17 protein-coding genes are annotated in these 19,247 nt (G+C 41.8%); 10 read left to right on the top strand and 7 right to left on the bottom strand.

Features of this window, described 5'->3' with window-relative positions; genetic code table 11:
- Positions 1 to 18: 18 nt before the first annotated feature.
- On the bottom strand, positions 19 to 576 hold the full coding sequence (efp, locus tag V7K79_RS09690) for an elongation factor P (protein WP_335046994.1): 558 nt from the start codon (positions 574 to 576) through the stop codon (positions 19 to 21).
- A 166-nt stretch (positions 577 to 742) separates the two neighbouring features.
- On the opposite strand from efp, the gene V7K79_RS09695 reads away from it, so the two are divergent.
- A complete protein-coding gene (locus V7K79_RS09695) occupies positions 743 to 1,849 on the top strand; it encodes a peptidylprolyl isomerase (RefSeq protein ID WP_335046996.1) in 1,107 nt (368 codons plus the stop codon).
- A 38-nt stretch (positions 1,850 to 1,887) separates the two neighbouring features.
- Here the strand turns inward: V7K79_RS09695 and V7K79_RS09700 are convergent, their stop codons facing one another.
- On the bottom strand, positions 1,888 to 2,475 hold the full coding sequence (locus V7K79_RS09700; RefSeq protein ID WP_335046998.1) for a Uma2 family endonuclease: 588 nt from the start codon (positions 2,473 to 2,475) through the stop codon (positions 1,888 to 1,890).
- Between the two features lie 90 nt (positions 2,476 to 2,565).
- On the opposite strand from V7K79_RS09700, the gene thiL reads away from it, so the two are divergent.
- The gene (gene thiL / locus V7K79_RS09705; RefSeq protein ID WP_335046999.1) at positions 2,566 to 3,642 is read left to right on the top strand and encodes a thiamine-phosphate kinase; all 1,077 of its coding nucleotides are present in this window, start codon (positions 2,566 to 2,568) and stop codon (positions 3,640 to 3,642) included.
- An 82-nt stretch (positions 3,643 to 3,724) separates the two neighbouring features.
- Here the strand turns inward: thiL and V7K79_RS09710 are convergent, their stop codons facing one another.
- Together V7K79_RS09710 and nadD are read right to left on the bottom strand one after the other, a co-directional pair.
- Positions 3,725 to 4,738, bottom strand: a complete 1,014-nt coding sequence (locus V7K79_RS09710) for a type I glyceraldehyde-3-phosphate dehydrogenase (protein ID WP_335047001.1) — start codon at positions 4,736 to 4,738, stop codon at positions 3,725 to 3,727.
- 117 nt (positions 4,739 to 4,855) lie between these two features.
- On the bottom strand, positions 4,856 to 5,482 hold the full coding sequence (gene nadD, locus V7K79_RS09715) for a nicotinate (nicotinamide) nucleotide adenylyltransferase (RefSeq protein WP_335047003.1): 627 nt from the start codon (positions 5,480 to 5,482) through the stop codon (positions 4,856 to 4,858).
- Between the two features lie 403 nt (positions 5,483 to 5,885).
- On the opposite strand from nadD, the gene murC reads away from it, so the two are divergent.
- The 4 genes from murC (at position 5,886) to V7K79_RS09735 (ending at position 9,549) form a co-directional block, all read left to right on the top strand.
- Positions 5,886 to 7,364, top strand: coding sequence for a UDP-N-acetylmuramate--L-alanine ligase (gene murC / locus V7K79_RS09720; protein ID WP_335047005.1), 1,479 nt, complete (start codon positions 5,886 to 5,888; stop codon positions 7,362 to 7,364).
- Positions 7,365 to 7,442: 78 nt separating this feature from the next.
- Positions 7,443 to 8,441 (top strand): UDP-N-acetylmuramate dehydrogenase, encoded by a 999-nt coding sequence (gene murB, locus V7K79_RS09725; protein ID WP_335047006.1) that lies wholly within the window; start codon positions 7,443 to 7,445, stop codon positions 8,439 to 8,441.
- Between the two features lie 204 nt (positions 8,442 to 8,645).
- Positions 8,646 to 8,993 carry a YbaB/EbfC family nucleoid-associated protein gene (locus V7K79_RS09730; protein WP_292762183.1) on the top strand — a complete coding sequence of 116 codons (348 nt, stop codon included), beginning with the start codon at positions 8,646 to 8,648 and terminating at the stop codon, positions 8,991 to 8,993.
- Between the two features lie 76 nt (positions 8,994 to 9,069).
- On the top strand, positions 9,070 to 9,549 hold the full coding sequence (locus V7K79_RS09735) for a low molecular weight protein-tyrosine-phosphatase (protein WP_335047054.1): 480 nt from the start codon (positions 9,070 to 9,072) through the stop codon (positions 9,547 to 9,549).
- A 45-nt stretch (positions 9,550 to 9,594) separates the two neighbouring features.
- Here the strand turns inward: V7K79_RS09735 and V7K79_RS09740 are convergent, their stop codons facing one another.
- Entirely contained in the window at positions 9,595 to 10,278 is a 684-nt protein-coding gene (locus tag V7K79_RS09740; RefSeq protein ID WP_335047008.1) for a response regulator transcription factor, read from the bottom strand.
- A gap of 626 nt (positions 10,279 to 10,904) precedes the next feature.
- On the opposite strand from V7K79_RS09740, the gene smpB reads away from it, so the two are divergent.
- Positions 10,905 to 11,372 (top strand): SsrA-binding protein SmpB, encoded by a 468-nt coding sequence (smpB, locus tag V7K79_RS09745; protein WP_094349892.1) that lies wholly within the window; start codon positions 10,905 to 10,907, stop codon positions 11,370 to 11,372.
- Positions 11,373 to 12,012: 640 nt separating this feature from the next.
- Here the strand turns inward: smpB and V7K79_RS09750 are convergent.
- Both V7K79_RS09750 and V7K79_RS09755 read right to left on the bottom strand, forming a co-directional pair.
- Positions 12,013 to 13,431 carry an IctB family putative bicarbonate transporter gene (locus V7K79_RS09750; RefSeq protein WP_335047011.1) on the bottom strand — a complete coding sequence of 473 codons (1,419 nt, stop codon included), beginning with the start codon at positions 13,429 to 13,431 and terminating at the stop codon, positions 12,013 to 12,015.
- Positions 13,432 to 13,769: 338 nt separating this feature from the next.
- Positions 13,770 to 15,323: a GAF domain-containing sensor histidine kinase gene (locus V7K79_RS09755; protein ID WP_335047055.1), complete on the bottom strand. Its 1,554-nt coding sequence runs from the start codon at positions 15,321 to 15,323 to the stop codon at positions 13,770 to 13,772.
- A gap of 704 nt (positions 15,324 to 16,027) precedes the next feature.
- Here V7K79_RS09755 and V7K79_RS09760 point away from each other — a divergent pair.
- From V7K79_RS09760 to V7K79_RS09770, 3 genes are all read left to right on the top strand, one after another.
- Complete coding sequence (locus V7K79_RS09760) at positions 16,028 to 17,221, top strand: DegT/DnrJ/EryC1/StrS family aminotransferase (RefSeq protein WP_335047012.1); 1,194 nt, start codon at positions 16,028 to 16,030, stop codon at positions 17,219 to 17,221.
- A 117-nt stretch (positions 17,222 to 17,338) separates the two neighbouring features.
- Positions 17,339 to 18,232, top strand: coding sequence for a cyanoexosortase B (crtB, locus tag V7K79_RS09765; RefSeq protein WP_335047057.1), 894 nt, complete (start codon positions 17,339 to 17,341; stop codon positions 18,230 to 18,232).
- A 206-nt stretch (positions 18,233 to 18,438) separates the two neighbouring features.
- Complete coding sequence (locus V7K79_RS09770; RefSeq protein WP_335047013.1) at positions 18,439 to 19,161, top strand: cyanoexosortase B system-associated protein; 723 nt, start codon at positions 18,439 to 18,441, stop codon at positions 19,159 to 19,161.
- Positions 19,162 to 19,247: the final 86 nt, after the last annotated feature.

Raw genomic sequence — 19,247 nt, forward strand, 5'->3', positions numbered from 1 at the left:
TCTTTATAGAGATGAAAGTTATTCCCTGCTGATATATTTATCTTCCTGAGTATCAACTTTGATACGTTCTCCTTGGGAAATAAATAAAGGAACCATCACAACTGCACCAGTTTCCAGAGTTGCTGGTTTTGAGCCACCTGTGGCAGTGTCACCTTTTAAACCTGGATCTGTTTGTACAATTTCCAGAACCACAGATTTAGGTAACTCTACTCCTAGTACCTGTTCGCCCCACCGAATCACTTCAGCTTCCATACCTTCTTTGAGGTACTTGACGCGATCGCCAATTTGTTCGCGAGTTAATCTGCCTTCTTCGTAGGTTTCCATATCCATAAAGACAAACTCATCGCCTTCTTTATAGGTATGCTGCATGGTGCTTTTTTCTAGAGTAGCTTGCGGCACTGTTTCCCCTGCGCGGAACGTTTTTTCTATAACGCTCCCACTCTGGACATTTTTTAGCTTAGTTCGTACAAAGGCGGAACCTTTGCCTGGTTTGACGTGCAAGAATTCAAGCACTCGCCATACAGACCCATCCAATACAATTGAAACACCTGGTCGAAAGTCGTTACTGGAGATCATGAAACTTTCAAATTTTGGAAGACAATCGGCATTTATTGTACCCTTCTAGGGTCGTCATTGGGCATTTGTCATTTGTCATTTCTGATTTATCCTCTGCCCTTAACGTGGGAAGATTATTGATGGGTTACGTCCAGTCAACAATTCACTGCTGCATTTGAGTTATCCCATGCTTAACTTATTAAAATCCTGGCTGAAGAAGAGCCTAATGGCAATACTGCTAATAACAATATTTTTAGGCATAACTACAGCTGGGTGGACTCCCTCCAGTAACGCCGCACTCCCAGCCGGCAATGCAATTACCGACGGAAAGGCTTTGTTGCGGTATGCACTCCCGATAGATAACAAACCTGTGCGGCAACTACAAGGCAGTTTAGAGGACATCTCTGCCCAACTGCGGGCGAATCGACGTTGGGGTGCTATTTCCAAAGACATCAGCCAAGCATCCCGCATTCTCGATAAACCTTCCCAAATCTTAACAAGCGTTCCCGCAGAACGCCAACCCCAAGCCGAAGCTTGGATTACCGAGTTGAAAGCTGGGGTTGCTAAATTGGAAGAATTGGCGAACAGCAAAGATAAAGAACAAATTCTGCAAGAGAGAAGTAAACTACTAAATTTCATTACTCAGCTAGAAGATTCAATGGTGAAACAATTTCCCTTTGAAGTTCCTGCTGAGTATAGCAACCTGCCACAACTTAAAGGTCGTGCAACTGTAGAAATCAAAACCAACAAAGGCGATTTGGCTCTTGTCGTAGACGGTTATAGCGCCCCTGTAACTGCTGGTAATTTTGTAGATTTGGTACAGAGGGGTTTTTATAATGGCTTAGAATTTACCCGTTCTGAAGAATCTTACTTTCTCCAAACTGGAGATCCTGCTGGGAAAGATGTAGGCTTCATCGATCCAAAAACAGGTAAATATCGTGCTATTCCTTTAGAAGTCTTAGTTCAAGGTGATAAAGTACCTACTTATGGCATCACTTTAGAAGAAGCTGGTCGTTACGTTGATATGCCAGTTCTACCTTTTTCTTCCTTTGGTGCAGTAGTGATGGCTCGTCCTGAAAGTGAAGTAAATGGTGGTTCATCACAATTTTTCTTCTTTTTGTTTGAACCAGAACTCACTCCCGCCGGACGCAACCTATTGGATGGTCGTTATGCCGTTTTTGGCTATCTCACCGAAGGTAAAGAAGTTTTGGATAAACTGAAGGCTGGTGACAAAATTGAATCGGCAACTGTGGTTCAGGGAATAGAAAATCTGGTTCAGCCACAAGCTGCATAAAAAAGAGCAGGGGGAGAATAATTCCTGTACAGACGCGATTAATCGCCTCTCCCCTGATTCAGATTTCCGGCGGTGAACACCCGATCAACTGCGATCGTTAATTCTGGAAAAGTCCGCGCTCCAATTTGTTGGTTATCTGTAAAAACTGTTTCTTCGTAAAATCCATCTTCCAGTAGTAACACTGAAACTTTTCCTTTCAATGGGTCTACAATCCAATATTCAGGAACCTCTAAGGCCGCATATTCCGAGCGTTTATAACGATAGTCTCGTTTTACAGACTCTGGACTGACCACCTCGACAATTAATAACGGAGGTGACTCAAATACTGCTGAAGCATTCAACAATTCTCTAGCTTGCTCCAGTGTGACTACACACAAATCAGTCAACCTAGATTTATTTCTACCCGTTCTCACCCCACTTTCCCGAAAACACAGCCAAGTATAGTTACAACGTTTGATTTCTGCATCTACTAATTGCTCAAGAAATTTGGCAATCAGGAAATGTTCAATAGTAGGTGGATTTATTAGCTCTAGCTTGCCATCCACCAGTTCATAATGGAAATCGCTACCATCATCATAGGTTAAGTACTCCTCAAATGTGATGCTGGTTACTGGTGTTGTTACCATTCCAACTGACTCCTAGACAATACCCTTATTATTAAACAGTAAAGTAAATCATCAGTTTTCTTCGTAATTTTGCAACACGGAAAACCGATTGTGAACAGTGATTTATCTTCTCAACAAGTAAAAGACATTGGCGAACAAGGTCTTTTAGAAAGATTACAACGCTTCTGCCCACCAGAAATTATCGGCGATGATGCCGCAGTACTTGAAACTGCACAAGGGGAATCTTTGGTAGTGACTACAGATGTACTGGTTGATGGCGTACATTTTAGCAACCTCACCACTTCACCAGAAGATGCAGGTTGGCGAGCTGCGGCTGCCAATTTATCAGATTTAGCAGCAATGGGCGCTTCTCCATTGGGAATCACTGTGGGGTTGGGATTACCTGGTGAACTTAGGGTGAGTTGGGTAGAGCGCTTGTACCAGGGAATGACAGAATGCTTGCAAAAATACAATACCCCGATTGTTGGGGGTGATATTGTGCGATCGCCTGTTACTACTCTGGCAATTACCGCTTTTGGTCAAGTTAACCCTAGTCAAATTATCCGCCGTTCTGCTGCTGTTGTGGGAGATGCGATCGTTGTTACAGGCGTTCATGGAGCCTCAAAAGCTGGCTTAGAACTGCTTTTGCATCCTGAATTAGGAGGAAACCTCAACAACGAAGAAAAGACGGCTCTAATCCGCGCACACCAACGTCCACAGCCACGATTAGATGTCTTACCAATCCTCTGGAAAATCTTAACTCCTAACTCCTCTAGAGACGTAATTAATCAATCCTGTAGAGACGCGATTAATCGCGTCTCTACTCAACTCCCGATTGCTGGTATGGATAGCAGCGATGGTTTGGCAGATGCGATAATCCAAATTTGCCGCACAAGTGGCGTTGGCGCTATTTTAGAATGCAGACAAATTCCCCTACCAAAAACTTTTAACCATTGGCTGACACAAGAGCAAGCGCTAGCTTATGCTTTATATGGTGGCGAAGACTTTGAATTAGTGCTGTGTTTACCACAAGAGTTAGCATTAACCTTAGTCCAACACCTTGGAGAAGGTGCGGCGATCGCAGGCAGGATTACAGCCAAATCGACAGTAATATTGCACGACGAGCAAAAAAAATTCCCCGACCAAGTTCTTAACCTTAGCCAGGGATTTCAACATTTTGGTCAATAGTGCTTTGTGCTTTGTCCTTTTTTTAATGACCATTGTAGAGACGCGATTAATCGCGTCATCGTACAGACTAATGACAAATTAATTATTGCCACTTTTCGGCTACCAATTCTGCCAGATCCAAGACTCGTTGGCTGTAACCCCACTCGTTGTCATACCACGCCATAACTTTTACTAAATCATTGCCCATAACCAGAGTCAAGCTAGCATCGACAATCGAAGAAGCATCACTACCTTGATAATCGGAAGATACTAGTTCTAGTTGGCTGTAGTCCAAAATCCCTTTAAGTGGGCCTTCAGCAGCATCTTTGAGAGCTTGGTTAACTTCTTCAGTAATAGTACGCTTCTCAACCTGAACTACGAAATCTACCATTGAGACGTTTGGGGTTGGTACGCGTAAGGCTACGCCATTTAGCTTGCCTTTGAGGTCTGGGATAACCAGCGCCACTGCTTTTGCTGCGCCAGTAGAGGTCGGTACAATGTTTATCGCTGCGGCCCTTGCCCGTCGCAAATCCCGGTGAGAAGCGTCTAGCAAGCGCTGATCGCCTGTATAGCTGTGGGTGGTGGTCATCGTACCTTTGATGATGCCGAACTTATCGTTCAACACTTTGGCGATTGGTGCCAAGCAGTTGGTAGTACAGCTAGCGTTACTGATAATGTGGTGTTTGTTGTGGTCATAGTCATGATGATTTACACCAACCACAAAAGTACCATCCTCGTTTTTACCAGGAGCGGTAATCAGAACTTTCTTGGCTCCAGCATTTACGTGCTTGAGCGCTCCTTCTTTGCTAGTAAATACCCCGGTTGCTTCGATAATTAAGTCAATTCCCCAGTCTTTCCAGGGCAAGTTTTCGGGGTTGCGATCGGATACGCATTTAATGGTCTTACCGTTGACGATGATAGAGTTATCGTCAGCACTAATCTCAGCACCCTTGATCTTCCCTAGCATTGAGTCATACTTCAGCAGGTGAGCATTGGTTCTAGGGTCTGAGGTGTCATTAATAGCGACAAGTTCGAGCTTGCTATTCTCTCTACCCACCCAGCAACGCGCAAAGTTACGTCCAATCCGCCCGAAACCGTTGATTGCAACTCTAATCACAGTGTCTTGCCCTCTGTATTTATGCTTAATATGTTGATATCGTTGACCCCAATCATATCGCAAAGGGGGGGGGCACTTTTAACCATAAAGTGTTAGATCAATAAAAAAACACATAATTTATTCAGATTTGTAAGAGTAGAGATTGTTGTTAGTGATATATGATCTGACCGATTCTGGGACTAAATAACGAATTGACTGGCGTTCGCGGCAAAATTTGCGAATTAGACTTGACGAAACTCCTACTAAAGGTATATTTAGGAGTTGCCAGTGAATGGTAAATGACTGCTCTTTAAGTTGTTGCTCCACTCGCTTGCAGATTAATTTGCTTTGAGTTATAGTCTCACCACCTAGTTGTCGGGGTGCGATTAACCAATCACACATTTGTGCTAATTCGTGTCCCCGGTACCAACCGGGTAAGGTTTGGAAAGTATCCAAGCCCACAATCCAGTACCAGTGAGTATTTGGGTAACAAGCAGATAAGTCAATCAGGGTGTTAATGGCATAAGAAGTCCCAGAGCGATTTGTCTCCACTAGTGAGACAGTAAACGCTGGATTATCTTCGATGGCTAATTGCAGCATTTGCAGACGATGCTCAAACAAAGCTGCTTCTTTATGAGGAGGATTTAGGGATGGTACCCAAATTACCTTTTCAAGCGATACTTGATGCAAAGCTGTCTCGGCTACCAGCAAGTGTCCCCAATGAATTGGATCGAATGTGCCACCAAAAATTGCTAGTTGCTGCATCCAGTTAAATCTGGGTTATATGCTATTGAAAAATAGTTTCATTACCAATGTACTATTGTACTCAATTAACGCCTAAACTTGATGCAATTTCAAATTAGTTTCACTAAACAATGTATTATGTAGCCAATTCCAGTAAGGTAGCCAAAAATATGTATTTGACATTACAAGAATTTCTTTCCCGATGCCGTCAAAATTTTCAGAATAATCTTAAGAATAGTTTAGAAATAGCAAAAACCTCCAACCAAGGTAAAATCATTCTGAACCAGGAAAGCCAGAGCAGAAATATCTTTTGGGCATCAAACATAAACATGATACAGGAGTAGTTACGGTAAAAATCAAATTCCTGTTATGATACGCGTGTCATTTGTGATTATGGTGTGGTGTGGTGTAAGAGGAGCAATAAATGACTAATTCTGTAGATTTTAGTGGTAGACCATTTCATTTTATTGGCATCGGTGGCATAGGTATGTCTGCTCTGGCATACGTTCTTGCAAAGCGTCAATTTCCAGTATCAGGTTCGGATCTTCGTCCTAACCACATTACGCGCAAGTTAGAATCTATCGGCGCTCATATTTTTGGTAAACAAGAGGCAAGCAATCTTGAATTCTTTCACCCTCAGGTATTAGCTAATCCAGTAGTATTAAATTCACAAGAACAATTACCTGCTGATATTAAGTCAAAACTGCCTCAAGTCATTTGTTCAACAGCAATTAACACTAATAATTTAGAATACAAAGCAGCTCTGAAATTAGGTTGTCCAGTTTTACATCGTTCAGATGTACTAGCAGCTTTAATTGCCGATTACTACAGTGTTGCAGTGGCAGGAACACACGGCAAAACTACAACTAGTAGTATGATTGGTTATATGCTTCTAGAAGCAGGTCTAGACCCAACGATTTTAGTCGGTGGCGAAGTCAATGCTTGGTCCGGTAATGCTCGATTGGGACAAAGCCAATATTTGGTAGCCGAAGCAGATGAATCAGATGGTTCTTTGGTAAAACACGCTCCCGAAATTGGCATTATCACCAATATTGAACTCGATCATCCTGACCACTACGATACATTAGAAGAAGTTATTAACACCTTTCAGACATTTGCTAAGGGTTGTAAAACGTTAATAGGTAGTATTGACTGTGCTACGGTGCGCGATCGCTTGCAACCCACAATTACCTACAGCTTACACTCAGATACCAACGCCGATTACACCGTCACCAATATTGATTATCGTGCTGATGGTACTACGGCTTTGGTTTGGGAAAGAGGCAAAGCTTTAGGTGTGTTGACGTTGCGGTTGCTCAGTCGGCACAATCTCAGCAATGCCCTAGCCGCAGTAGCTGTTGGTCGCGTCTTGGGCTTAGAATTTGGAGCTATTGCCAAAGGCATCGCCACCTTTGAAGGAGCAAGACGACGCTTTGAGTTTCGAGGTGAAGTCAATAACATTACCTTCATTGATGATTATGCTCATCACCCTAGCGAGATTCGCGTTACTCTCGCCGCAGCACGTTTACAGGCAAGACCAGGGCAAAGAGTAGTTGCCATATTCCAACCTCATCGCTATAGCCGTACACTCACCTTTTTAGAAGAATTTGCCGAGTCCTTTAACCATGCTGATTTGGTTGTGCTGACTGATATTTACAGTGCAGGCGAACCTAACTTAGGGCAAATTAGTGGTGAACGTCTAACGGCGGAAATTGCTAAACAGCATCCACACGTAGTTTATCAACCAACTTTACCCGCAGTGTGTGAGTACTTGCTACAAATACTACGCCCAGGAGACTTGGCGCTGTTTTTGGGAGCGGGAAATTTGAACCAGGTGATTCCTGAAATAATTACGACACTTTGTGAACCGGCTGTTTTATTTCCAAACAAAGTGTCCCTCTAGCAACAGTTTCATCTGTAAATTCTATTACCGTGTCTTTGCGGTAAATTAATGTAAAAATTTTACCAAAACAAAGTAAAGATGATTATTTCCCAGGCAGCTGGAAACGTCTGCACAGTTCCTGTTTTGAATACAAAGAAACATCAAACAGCTAATTCAGTGGAGAGCGAAGTAATTTACTTACCCAGTACTGATTGTGCGATCAAGCCCCAGGCTTGTTTGTCAGCATTTACTTCCTATAGAGTTGGGGGAGCAGCTGATTTATACGTTGCCCCCCGAAACTTAGAAGCACTGCAAGCAAGTCTTAAATACGCAAAAGAACGTAATTTAAAAGTAACAACACTGGGAGCAGGTTCTAACTTACTGGTAAGTGATGGTGGTATATCAGGCTTAGTCATTGCTACTCGTCATCTCCGCTTCAGCAACTTTGACCCCCAAACCGGTCAATTAACCGTTGCTGCTGGAGAATCAATTCCCAGCTTGGCATTGGCGGCAGCAGAATTAGGGTGGCAAGGATTGGAGTGGGCTGTTGGTATCCCTGGAACAGCCGGAGGTGCAGTAGTAATGAACGCGGGGGCACATAATAGCTGTATCGCAGATATGTTAGTTAGTGCCCAGGTAGTTTCACCAGATGGTACGTTAGAAACTCTTACCCCAGAACAGTTAGGTTATAGCTACCGAACCTCATTATTGCAAGGTGGCGATCGCATAGTCACCCAAGCTACATTACAACTCGCGCCAGGTGCCGACCCTGCAAAAGTTGTAGCAATCACCAGAGAACATAAAAAGCATCGCTTAAGCACTCAACCATATAACTTTCCCAGCTGCGGTAGTGTGTTTCGCAATCCTAAACCTTATAGCGCTGGCTGGTTAATTGAACAAACTGGTCTCAAAGGCTACCAAATTGGTGGAGCGCAAGTAGCATTACTCCATGCTAATTTTATCGTTAATCGAGGTGGGGCAAAAGCTAGTGATATCTTCTGTCTCATTCGCCACATCCAACATCAAGTACAAGAACGTTGGTCTATTAATTTAGAGCCAGAAGTCAAAATGCTTGGAGAGTTTCAAGGTGCTTGTTGAAACTTTTAGTTCCGGAAACGGGGGAAGCAAAGGAATAAAGGGGAAGTTGAAGTAAGTTTTTCCCCTTTGTACCTCTGCATCTTGTCTTGTGCTCCATATCCTATTCTAAAATGCATTAATTATTGGTAAAAAAAGAGGCAAATTACTTACCGCATCTATAATTGAATTTGATTTGTTATTCAACGCACACGCGTACAAATAATTATGACAGGAAAAGGACAGGGATTTGGCTTTGGTTTAGGAAAAATGAAGGAACTAGCCGAAGCTTTTAAGAAAGCACAGCAAGTTCAAGAAGGTGCAAAGCGACTCCAAGAAGAATTGGAGCAAATGGAGATTCAAGGAGAATCTGGCGGTGGTCTGGTGAAGGTGATTGTCAGTGGGAACCAAGAACCAAAGCGAGTAGAAATTTCTCCAGATGCTTTAGGGGAAGGTGCAGAAGTACTTTCCGATCTTGTAACAGTGGCAATGAAAGAAGCCTACAACAAGTCCACAGCAACTATGCGGGAACGTATGGAAGAATTAACCAGTGGGTTGGAGTTACCTGGATTTTAGTCATTGGTCATTAGTCATTGGTCATTAGTCAAAGGACAAAGGACAAATGACTATTGACAAAAGACAAAGAATATCTATGCCTTACAAGTTGCTGTTTGTCTGCTTAGGTAACATCTGCCGATCCCCATCGGCAGAAAACATCATGAATCATTTAATTGAGCAGGCGGGCTTGAGCGAACACATCCTCTGTGACTCTGCTGGTACCTCTAGTTATCACATTGGTAGCCCACCTGACAGACGCATGAGTGCTGCGGCTGCTAGCAAGTTGGGAATTAAACTGCGTGGTCAAGCACGCCAGTTTCAAAAGTCAGACTTTCAAGACTTTGATTTGATTTTGGCGATGGATCGAGAAAATTATGAGAACATCCTCAGTCTCGATCGCACTGAGCAATATCAGTATAAAGTGCGTTTGATGTGCGAGTTTTGCTCTCGACATACTCTAAAAGAAGTTCCAGATCCCTATTACGGTGGTCAAGAGGGATTTAATCAGGTTATTGATTTATTGATTGATGCTTGTGAAGGTCTGCTTACAAAAGTTCAAAGTCAAGAGTTATGAGTTAGAAGTTTTAATTCCTTACTCCTCACTTTTAACTCTTAACTTTTATTCCACTAAACCATGCTTGATCGCAAAACGGACTAATTCCGCGCGGTTGCTGGTTAAGGTTTTTCTCAATAAACTGCTAACGTACTTTTCCACGGTTCGAGGACTCAGGTGTAGCTGATGACCCATTTCGGCATTAGAAAGACCATGAGTTAATAACTCTAAGACTTCCTGTTCTCTATGAGTTAGGGCTGAGTGCAGATGGGATTGCTGAATTTTAATGGACAGAGAATTATGCGCATCCTCCGCTTTTGTCAAGCCGGAACTATCCAAACTCTCTTTATGAGAAAAACGATATTCTGATTGGATAATTTGCGATCGCTCTAAAAGATTGCGGATTGCTGCTGCTAACTCTTCGAGTTCAAAAGGCTTGGGTAAATATAAATCACACCCTGACTGGTAGCCCAGAATTCTTTCTTGGGTCTTAATGCGTGCCGTTAATAAAATTACAGGCAATAAACGAAACACTGGTTGTTGACGCACCCGGCGCACCAATTCATAGCCATTCATCCGTGGCATCACAATATCCGTGACAATCAAATCAGGATGATACTCATCCACCATAAACAAAGCCTCTTTACCGTCATTAGCCGTGATTATTGAGTAGCCAGACAGTTCAAGATAGTCACTAACAGACAGACGAGTGCCCAAATCATCATCCACCACAAGGATCGTCAAGGGCATGGATAATACACCCCTAGCATTTTTTTACTCAGAAATTTGTTTTTATGTACTTCGTTAGTGAACACAGACAATAATAATGTTCTTATGTTTCATACTATGACAGGATTACTAGCTAATGACTGCTCTAAGGGTTTATTTATAAGGAAAATCTTAAATCATTAAAAAGGTTAACAAAGTGTAACCACCTTAGACTCACTGTGCTTAGAAGACATAGATAGCTTTGTAATTTGTAACAACTCATGGTCAGCGTTATATCAATTCTTTGTTAAGACTTATGCAAAAAGGAAGTGAAAATCTTGATTTTCTGTAAAGGCAATTTATGTAAACGCAAAGAAGCAAATGACGCGGAGTCTTTTGTAGAGAAACAACTTCCCACAGGATAGTGCCCCTACTTGATGTATAAATCCTATTTGTAAAACTGCACAAAATTAGGCTTGTTCTATGAAACCTCAGAGGTAATGGATATCAGTTAACTTAAAGTTGTCAGAAAACCTTAATTTTGAACTTAAAAAAGCTAAATTAGTGATATGCAGTTCACCATTTATAGCGGTTCTAAGATACACCCTATAATTTACAAGCGAATCAAAATAATTTTTTAGGTACATTTAAAGCACACAAAATTATCAATGAGCGACAAGAACGAAGGTTACAAAGTTATTTGCGACAACCGTCAAGCCCGTTATTTGTATGAAATTCTAGAAACTTACGAAGCTGGAATTGAATTGACAGGAACAGAGGTGAAGTCGATTCGTGCAGGTAAAGTCAATCTCCAAGATGGCTATGCTTTGCTTCGCAATGGCGAAGCATGGTTGATCAATGTGCATATCTCGCCTTACAACGCTAGTGGACAATATTTTAATCACGAACCACGGCGTACACGCAAGCTTCTATTACATCGTCAAGAACTCCGTAAGCTAATTGGCAAAGTCGAACAGCAGGGTTTAACTTTAATCCCTTTGAAAATGTATCTCAAACGAGGCTGGCTAAAAGTGAGTATAGCCCTTGGCAAAGGTAAAAAGCTCCACGATAAACGAGAAGACCTGAAACGACGCCAAGATCAGCGTGACATTCAACGGGCAATGAAAAGCTATTGAGGATGGGTGTAAATTACTACAGCAAGAGTGAGAAACAGGATTGCTGTGAAAACCATTATTGTATGTCTACAGCGTCAGTGATTAAAATGCCTAGTTTATAGGCGCAGATTAATTTTGTTAAAGTTAAGACTCGATACATTGGTGAGTAACTTCGGATAGCATCAGAAACTTTTACAACTTATGAAAAGTAATTTGATTACTGCTGTTGGCGCTGGCGTTCTCACCTTGAGTATAGGAATTTTACCTTTAACTCTTAGGACTTACGCAAGCGTCACAATATAAGGTCAACTGGCACATATATTTCAATTTTAGATTAATGCTTGTAAGCACTGATTTATAAGCGTTAGAGCAAAACTAAGTCAATGTGACAGTTTTTAGATAAATGTGCCAGTTGCGTAAGTCCTGACTCTATCTGCACAAGCTTAGACAACAAATGACTCCAGGGCCATCACTGCTCCAACAACGACCACTAACGATCGCAACGACTTTAATTGGGGTTGGCTGGTAAAAAGCGCGATAACAAAGCTGTAGCTGATCGCGATCCTAATGCCCCAAGTGCCACTATTTACAGAAATTAGACAATTCAAAATTTAAAAGTTGTCAGTTGTTCACTAAGAAAATAACTGACAACTTATTGATGTTAGTTTATTGCTGGTTCTGAGTTAGTTAAACTTGTCTGATTTTGAGCTAAAGGTGTCCAATAGCTGGCAATTAAGGCAACGATGAGCCACCAGAGGGTATTAACTTCAGGACGATACCAGACAGTATCTACGGTACCATGAGCTAGCATACCCAACAAAATAGCGATCGCTCCTATTAACCAAAATCCCTCTACACTTTTGAGTTGTCGCAATCGTCGCACTTGCAAAAGTGCCGTATTAAATGTGACAATTATTAGCCAGAGAAAGCAGGCTAAACCAACAAAGCCAGTTTCTACAGTCACTTCAAACAATATTGAATAGGCGCTCAAAGCAGTGTAACGAGGACGTTGGTAGAGGGGATAAACTTTATTAAAAGAGCTATGACCAGGCCCAATGCCGAAAATCGGGCGATCGCGAATCATCTCAAAAACAGCATCCCACACATTTCGGCGAAAATTATTACTACTATCCTTACGGTCAGCAAAAATACTGAACACTCGCAGCCGCACTGGCTCTACAAATATCACTGCTAGCAACAATACGCCAATCAAACCTCCTAAAACAATCGGTAGTGACCAAGTACGCCAAAAACGAGGCATTTCCACGCTTTTCCAGTAAACTAGCAATGCCATCACAGCTAAAACTGCCACTACTAATCCAATCCAACCGCCACGACTAAAAGTCAGAATTAGACAGGCACTATTGACAATCAACATTGTTAATGCTAAAGCTTTCTTGGGCCAGCTTTGCCATGCAAAAATTGCTACTAAGCTAAAAATTACTGCTGGTAGGAGGTATCCAGCCAATAAGTTGGGATTACCTAAATAACTGTAGACTCTTGTAGTCTTAGAAAGAGGAGATTCTGGATCGACCCAAGTCGCCAGTGCTGTGGCTCCAAAAAACCATTGCCGTAACCCGTATACACTAACAATTAACGATACGTGTAGGTAAAGGATGATAATCCAAGAACGGAGACGAGGCGACCTTAATACCCTGGCACAAAGCACAAATAGTAGCAAATACAACGTCAACGTTCCTAAGTCGTTGAGTGCCGCTTTTTTTACTGGTGATAATGCGGTTGCGATTGCGGCAACTCCCCAGTATAGCAATACCAGCAAGTGAATCGGAGTCACTGACGAGACATTTGCTGGTGTTACTTGATCGGATAAAGTCAACAACAGCCAAAATCCGACACAAGCCACCAGCAAAAAACCCACCAATGTACTCGAAGCAAAAGGTGCTAGAGCATATATTAAGCTGAGTAAAGCCGCTGCGATCGCATCTCCCCACTGGAGCAAGACGCTAGTTTGCCGCCAAGAACTTAGTAGTCCCACCAGAGAGCGGTGTACATAACTGGTAGCAAGATATTCTTTGAGCGGTAAAGTTGATAGAGTAAATCGTTGCCAGACTAAATTCATAAAAAACATTGCGATCAATTAGCCTGCCGACGCAGAACTTGGAATCGATCATAATGCCTATAGCTATAAAAAGGTAATAACAGAAATTGTACATCGCGTGATGGCGCTCTTATTCTTAGCCATCAGACAATATAAGTTAAGATAATTATTCGTATACTTAGTATAGCTTGATGTAAAATAGTGGCGAATTGAGGGTTGAAATTTAAAGGTATAGGTAAGTGCTACAAGCACACAGAGAATTCGCTACGAACTAATGAAATCTAGATAGAAAATACGTCTTTCCCAATCTCCATTACCCCTTATCCCCAGAGGGACCCCACCTTCCCCAATCCCCACAATTAAACATCGTTAATTGCTTGCGAGGAAGTCGCTAGTTGCAGTGGCAAAGAAAGCACATAACGATATCCTGATTCTGGTGAACCTTGAATCAAAATTTGTCCGCCATGCAATTCTGCCAGTTGACAACTTAGTAATAAACCTAAGCTTTCACGAGAAAGACTTCCATGTGATTTAGCTAAATTTATACCTGAACTAGTAGCAAAGAAATTTGAGTGGGAATCACTCAAGTTTTTGGTATTTTCCACTGCTACAGATGAAGTATCTAGTTGTTCTTGTCTTTCTGTATGAGTATTGTAAGTTGCTACCTCACCTGTAAGCTCTAGCAGCGACAAAGAATTGAGGCGGAAGTAAGGATCGACCTCTGTTATACCATCCCCTAACCAGGGATGAGAAACCCAAATAGTAATATTGAGGGTATCTTCTTTATAAGAAACATGAATACGAACAATGCTACCTGTAGCCGAAAGTTGAATCACACTGAAAACTAGGTGATAGAGAATTTGCCGCACCTTGTCTTTATCTAAAGGCCAAATGCGACTGCGTCCCGGTTCTATAGACAGGCGAATATCTTGCTCGCGGCGATTAGCAATTTCTTCGAGGGTATTGATAGCTTGTTGGCATAGCATTTCAATATCCACGGGAGCTAGATTTAGCACAGTTGAGTTTTCATCCATAGCTCCTAGTTCGGTAATTTCGTTTACTAGAGAAAGTAAGTACCGACCACTGTGTTGGATAATTTCCAAATATTCTCTCTGCTTAGTCGTCAAAGGTCCATAAATCTCACGTCCTAAAACACTAGCCATACCGAGTACAGATGTTAAGGGCGTGCGTAACTCCTGAGTTAGCTGACTCAAAAGTTCTAGCTTCAGTTGCTTAGTAGAAACAGAGTCGCTATCTTGAGTGGATGCAGTGATTTTAATCTCAGTGTTACGTTCCTCATTAAGTGAAAATATTGGAACGTTCTTGGGAGCGCTTGATTCGAGTTTCCCTTGCAAGAGTCGGTTACGTTCAAATTCACTCATGCTCCAACGAGCGATGATTTGTAAAAACTCAATATCTTGAGGTGTAAAATTGCGTGGCACTAAATCCATCACCGCCAATGCACCCAAACAATGTCCCTCAGCATCAATTAATGGTGCTCCTAAATAAGCACGAATACCATAATCTTGCACTAACTTGCTGCTAACAAGTACTGAATCTGTAAGTTTATGCGTATCATTAATTACAACTACTTGAAAATTATCTACCACCTGAGTACAAAATGACTCCCGACGTAGTAGTTGGCGGCTTTGTGCCAAATGATTCATTAATCCCAGCCTAGATAAGCCCACTGCCGACTTGAACCAGTGGCGTTCTTGATCCACAAATCCCAATATGGAAATTGGTGCTTCCAAAAAGCGGGCGGCAGTCTGTGTGGCTTCTTCAAAAACCGGAATTGTTTCTGCTTGCCGCAAACCTAAATCTGACAAAGCTTTAAGGCGTTGCTGTTCTCTTGATTCATGAGAATCCCAACCATCCTTTAGGGCAAATAATTTGTTTTCAGGCTCTATCATTGCCACTGCTACCTTAATAATTTCTTGATTCTGTAATTGATCCAAGTCCTAAGTTCCTAGGTTATCAATTGCTATTTTTAAGCATTCCCTAATTTTGCCTCTGACAAACAAATTTAAGGCAAAAATTTTTTCTCCCTTCCATTAAGCCAAGATGTGGTGTCTGCTAGTTACTAGTTACTGGTGCTGAATATTGTTTATTTAGCACTGGTGTAGTCTTTATTGCTTGAGATTTTGCAATCAGACTGCGTTAGATTTAGATTCAGCCAGGGTAAGCTAATGCTAAGGATACAATACAAAGGATGTCATTTTTTATGTATATAAGGGAAAGTTTCTATTGTGATATTTAAAGTAAATTTACTTAAAAAAATAGATATTAGTGTAATTAAATATAGGCATTTTACTGATAACAGCTAGCAGCTAGAGATGATAATCCTAGTGCAGGATGACGTAAATAATCCAACTATATCGCTACGGATTAGCAAGCTACCAAATTAGTGAAAGCTCAGTTTATAAGCTTTTTGAATTTTGAGAGAAGTCTGATAGCAACTTCGGGCGCTCAAATTAAGAGGGCGTGATTTTGAATTACCCATAACCGACTAAATAGTTGATCTAATAGATTAAATCTCTTAAAATTTTATGCCGAAAATTGTACAAGATTTTCTATTTTTTCCATGTGAGGAAACATTTTTTGAGGACAACTGATAATGAATAAAATGACTATTAGAGTTCCTTTTGTAGACCTGAAGTTACAACATGAGCCAATTCAAACACAATTGCAAGATGCAATCCAATCTGTATTGGAACGGGGAGATTTTATTTTAGGGCAAGCACTTTCAGATTTTGAAGCAGCATTTGCGGCGGTATCTGGTACAGCTTATGGAGTTGGTGTGGCATCAGGAACAGATGCGATCGCTCTAGGATTACAAGCGTGTAATATTGGTGCTGGTGATGAAGTGATTTTACCCGCAAATACTTTTATCGCAACCTTAATTGGGGTACAACGTGCTGGCGCCAAGGCAATTTTGGTAGATTGCGATCGCCAAACAGCTTTAATTGACTTAAGAGAAGCAGCAAAGGCAATTACACCTCATACTAAAGCAATTATCCCTGTGCATCTCTATGGTCAGATGGTATCACCACGCGATCTAGTAAACTTTGCCGATACCTACAAACTCCTAATTTTTGAAGATGCCGCCCAAGCACATCTCGCCCAAAGAGATGGATATTACGCTGGTTCAATCGGAATAGCAGCAGCTTTTAGTTTCTATCCCAGCAAAAATTTGGGAGCATTTGGGGATGGAGGAATGCTACTGACACGAGATTCAGATGTAGCCCAGAAGATGATGCGCTTGCGAAATTATGGTGCATCACAAAAGTATTTTCATACTGAACCAGGTACGAATAGCCGCTTGGATACTTTGCAAGCAGCAATTTTACACAAAAAATTACCATATTTGCCCCAGTGGAATCGCGATCGCCTGACTATTGCCCAGCAGTATGATCGTGAACTAGCACCCTTGGCAACTGCTGGGATTATTCCTATAGAAAACCAAAGTGATACAGGACACGTCTATCATCTGTATGTGATTAAAGTAGATGATTCTTGCCCAATAGAACGCCAGCAACTCCAGGAAAAACTCACACTGGCGGGAATTCAAACTGGCATTCACTACCCAATTCCTTGTCATCTCCAGCCAGCATTCACCAACTTAGGCTATCAACCAGGAGATTTTCCCCAAGCAGAAAAGTTGTCCAAGCAAATATTATCATTACCGATGTATCCTGGTTTGAGTAGTAGCCAAGTTAAAGAAGTTGTAGCAGCGATCGCCAATGCAGTCTCAAGAAGTTATCAGGCAGACAATTTATCTCCTGCTGACCTTGGCAGCGTGGTAGCCTAAAGTTAATTCATACTTAATTTGTCCTTTGTCCTTTGTCATTTATCCTTTGCAAATGACCAATGACTAATGACTAATGACCAATTACTAATAACCAAAGTTTTTGAATTACTTAAAATCATGGCACTCCAGCAACAGGTTAAAAATATAAACGCATCAGGCTTGTTAAATATAGCTATTGTAGGCGTTTTGCTGCTGCTTTATGCTCCGATATTGCTACACTGGTTGGATGGTTGGCTGCACAAAAATATCAGTACAGAACACGAATATTTCAGCCACGGAATTATTGGTCTACCATTTGCCGCTTATCTGGGCTGGATGAATCGGAAAAAGTGGAGACGTTTGCCAGATACCATCAATCCTTTGGGCGCTGTTTTATTGTTATTAGGGGCAATTTTTTATCTTAGCGGTGTTACAGAGTGGGTTAACCTTTCCTTGCCTGTGATATTAGTCGGATTATGCTTGTGGTTTAAGGGAATAGCAGGTTTGCGATTACAAGGATTCCCCCTACTACTAGTATTTTTAGCCACCCCAACAGCATTACCTTATCTCATTGCTCCCTATACTATGCCTCTGCAAAGCTTCATCGCTGGCACAGCAGGCTTCATACTGAATCAATTTGGTATGGAAGTAACCGTAGATGAAAGCAATCTTTACGTGGGAGGACGGATTGTAGAAGTCGCTCCCTATTGTGCAGGGCTGAAAATGTTGTTTACGACTCTCTACGTTGGTTTAATGCTGCTTTATTGGACAGATGCTTTGTCTTCACGGCGGACAACTATATCGTTTTTATCTCTTGCTGCGATCGTTAGTATTACTGCCAATATTATTCGTAATACTTTATTGACTTTCTTTCACGGCACGGGTCAAGAAGCGGCTTTTAAATGGCTGCATGAGGGTTGGGGTGGCGATCTCTACTCTGCTTGTATGCTGGTGTCACTAGTGCCTTTACTGAATTGGATTAATAGCTATTTTTCAGCGTCTCTAGAAACTGAGCAAGAAGCAGAAAGTTAGAGGTATTGGGTATTAGGCAGAGGAGCAGAGGGGCAAAGGGGCAGAGGAGCAGAGGAGCAGATGGAAAAATTTTCTCCAACTTCTCTCCTGTTCTCCACTCGCAACTCCCTTAATCTTTCATCACTTATACGTAAGTCCTAAATATTACTGAACTCACATGTGATTTTATAAAGTAAAATTTTGCCTAAGTATTGCAAATTTTACTGATGATTTCCTTCTCTAAATTTTTCAAGGAAAACCAATTGACTCAGGTAGCAGCACTCTTGTTATTGCTAGTGCTGCTAGCAATGGCAGGGGTTCCCGGATATCTGACAGGACACTGGCAATGGAAACAGCCGCCTGCTGTTCCTACCCTCCACGAATTAAAACAGATCCGCAAGACTGGGTTAACCCTTTCTGGTTGGCAAACCATTGAACAATCTGAACAGCAAATTGGTGAACATAATTGGTCTTTACAGGTAATAAAAAAAGAAGGTTCTGAATCCCAAGCAATCCTGCTTTTGTTGCCACAAAATGGGCCTATGGATCAACCAGAGGTAGAGTGGACAGACGTTAATGGCTGGGGAAGGTCACGCTGGGGAAAGTGGGATGTAGCTCAATCTCGTTCTGCGGAATTTACTGTCAAACCATCTGCGCAGTCGGCTGCTAATGTCGAAACTAAAGTAGAAGCTAGGTTTTTTCGCGCCTCCACACCACAGCAAACCTTCGCTGTTTTGCAATGGTATGCTATGCCAGACGATGGAAATCCATCACCTTTTCACTGGTTCTTGGCGGATCAACTGGCACAGTGGCGCAAGCAACGTATTCCTTGGGTTGGTGTGAGCATTCTGATTCCAATGGAACCTTTGGGGCAGGTAGAAACATCTTGGTCTTTAGCTCAGTCTATTGGAGAAACAGTGCAAGCTGCATTAATGACAGGCCCTTTGTAAAGTCTGTTATAGATGCACTTGTGCAGAGATTCATCAAAAGTATCTCTATAAATTGTGTTCAAGCTGAAACTCACCTAAAATGATGT

Source organism: Nostoc sp. (assembly GCF_036917575.1).
Taxonomy (GTDB): domain Bacteria; phylum Cyanobacteriota; class Cyanobacteriia; order Cyanobacteriales; family Nostocaceae; genus Nostoc.

What these genes read in the sequence shown, in the direction of transcription:
- V7K79_RS09750 (WP_335047011.1), bottom strand. Translation starts at nt 13,431, where the DNA reads ATGAATTTAGTCTGGCAACGATTTACTCTATCAACTTTACCGCTCAAA.
- smpB (WP_094349892.1), top strand. Translation starts at nt 10,905, where the DNA reads ATGAGCGACAAGAACGAAGGTTACAAAGTTATTTGCGACAACCGTCAA.
- efp (WP_335046994.1), bottom strand. Translation starts at nt 576, where the DNA reads ATGATCTCCAGTAACGACTTTCGACCAGGTGTTTCAATTGTATTGGAT.
- murC (WP_335047005.1), top strand. Translation starts at nt 5,886, where the DNA reads ATGACTAATTCTGTAGATTTTAGTGGTAGACCATTTCATTTTATTGGC.
- V7K79_RS09770 (WP_335047013.1), top strand. Translation starts at nt 18,439, where the DNA reads ATGATTTCCTTCTCTAAATTTTTCAAGGAAAACCAATTGACTCAGGTA.
- V7K79_RS09735 (WP_335047054.1), top strand. Translation starts at nt 9,070, where the DNA reads ATGCCTTACAAGTTGCTGTTTGTCTGCTTAGGTAACATCTGCCGATCC.
- V7K79_RS09695 (WP_335046996.1), top strand. Translation starts at nt 743, where the DNA reads ATGCTTAACTTATTAAAATCCTGGCTGAAGAAGAGCCTAATGGCAATA.
- crtB (WP_335047057.1), top strand. Translation starts at nt 17,339, where the DNA reads ATGGCACTCCAGCAACAGGTTAAAAATATAAACGCATCAGGCTTGTTA.
- V7K79_RS09730 (WP_292762183.1), top strand. Translation starts at nt 8,646, where the DNA reads ATGACAGGAAAAGGACAGGGATTTGGCTTTGGTTTAGGAAAAATGAAG.
- V7K79_RS09700 (WP_335046998.1), bottom strand. Translation starts at nt 2,475, where the DNA reads ATGGTAACAACACCAGTAACCAGCATCACATTTGAGGAGTACTTAACC.
- nadD (WP_335047003.1), bottom strand. Translation starts at nt 5,482, where the DNA reads ATGCAGCAACTAGCAATTTTTGGTGGCACATTCGATCCAATTCATTGG.
- V7K79_RS09740 (WP_335047008.1), bottom strand. Translation starts at nt 10,278, where the DNA reads ATGCCCTTGACGATCCTTGTGGTGGATGATGATTTGGGCACTCGTCTG.
- V7K79_RS09755 (WP_335047055.1), bottom strand. Translation starts at nt 15,323, where the DNA reads ATGATAGAGCCTGAAAACAAATTATTTGCCCTAAAGGATGGTTGGGAT.
- murB (WP_335047006.1), top strand. Translation starts at nt 7,443, where the DNA reads ATGATTATTTCCCAGGCAGCTGGAAACGTCTGCACAGTTCCTGTTTTG.
- V7K79_RS09760 (WP_335047012.1), top strand. Translation starts at nt 16,028, where the DNA reads ATGAATAAAATGACTATTAGAGTTCCTTTTGTAGACCTGAAGTTACAA.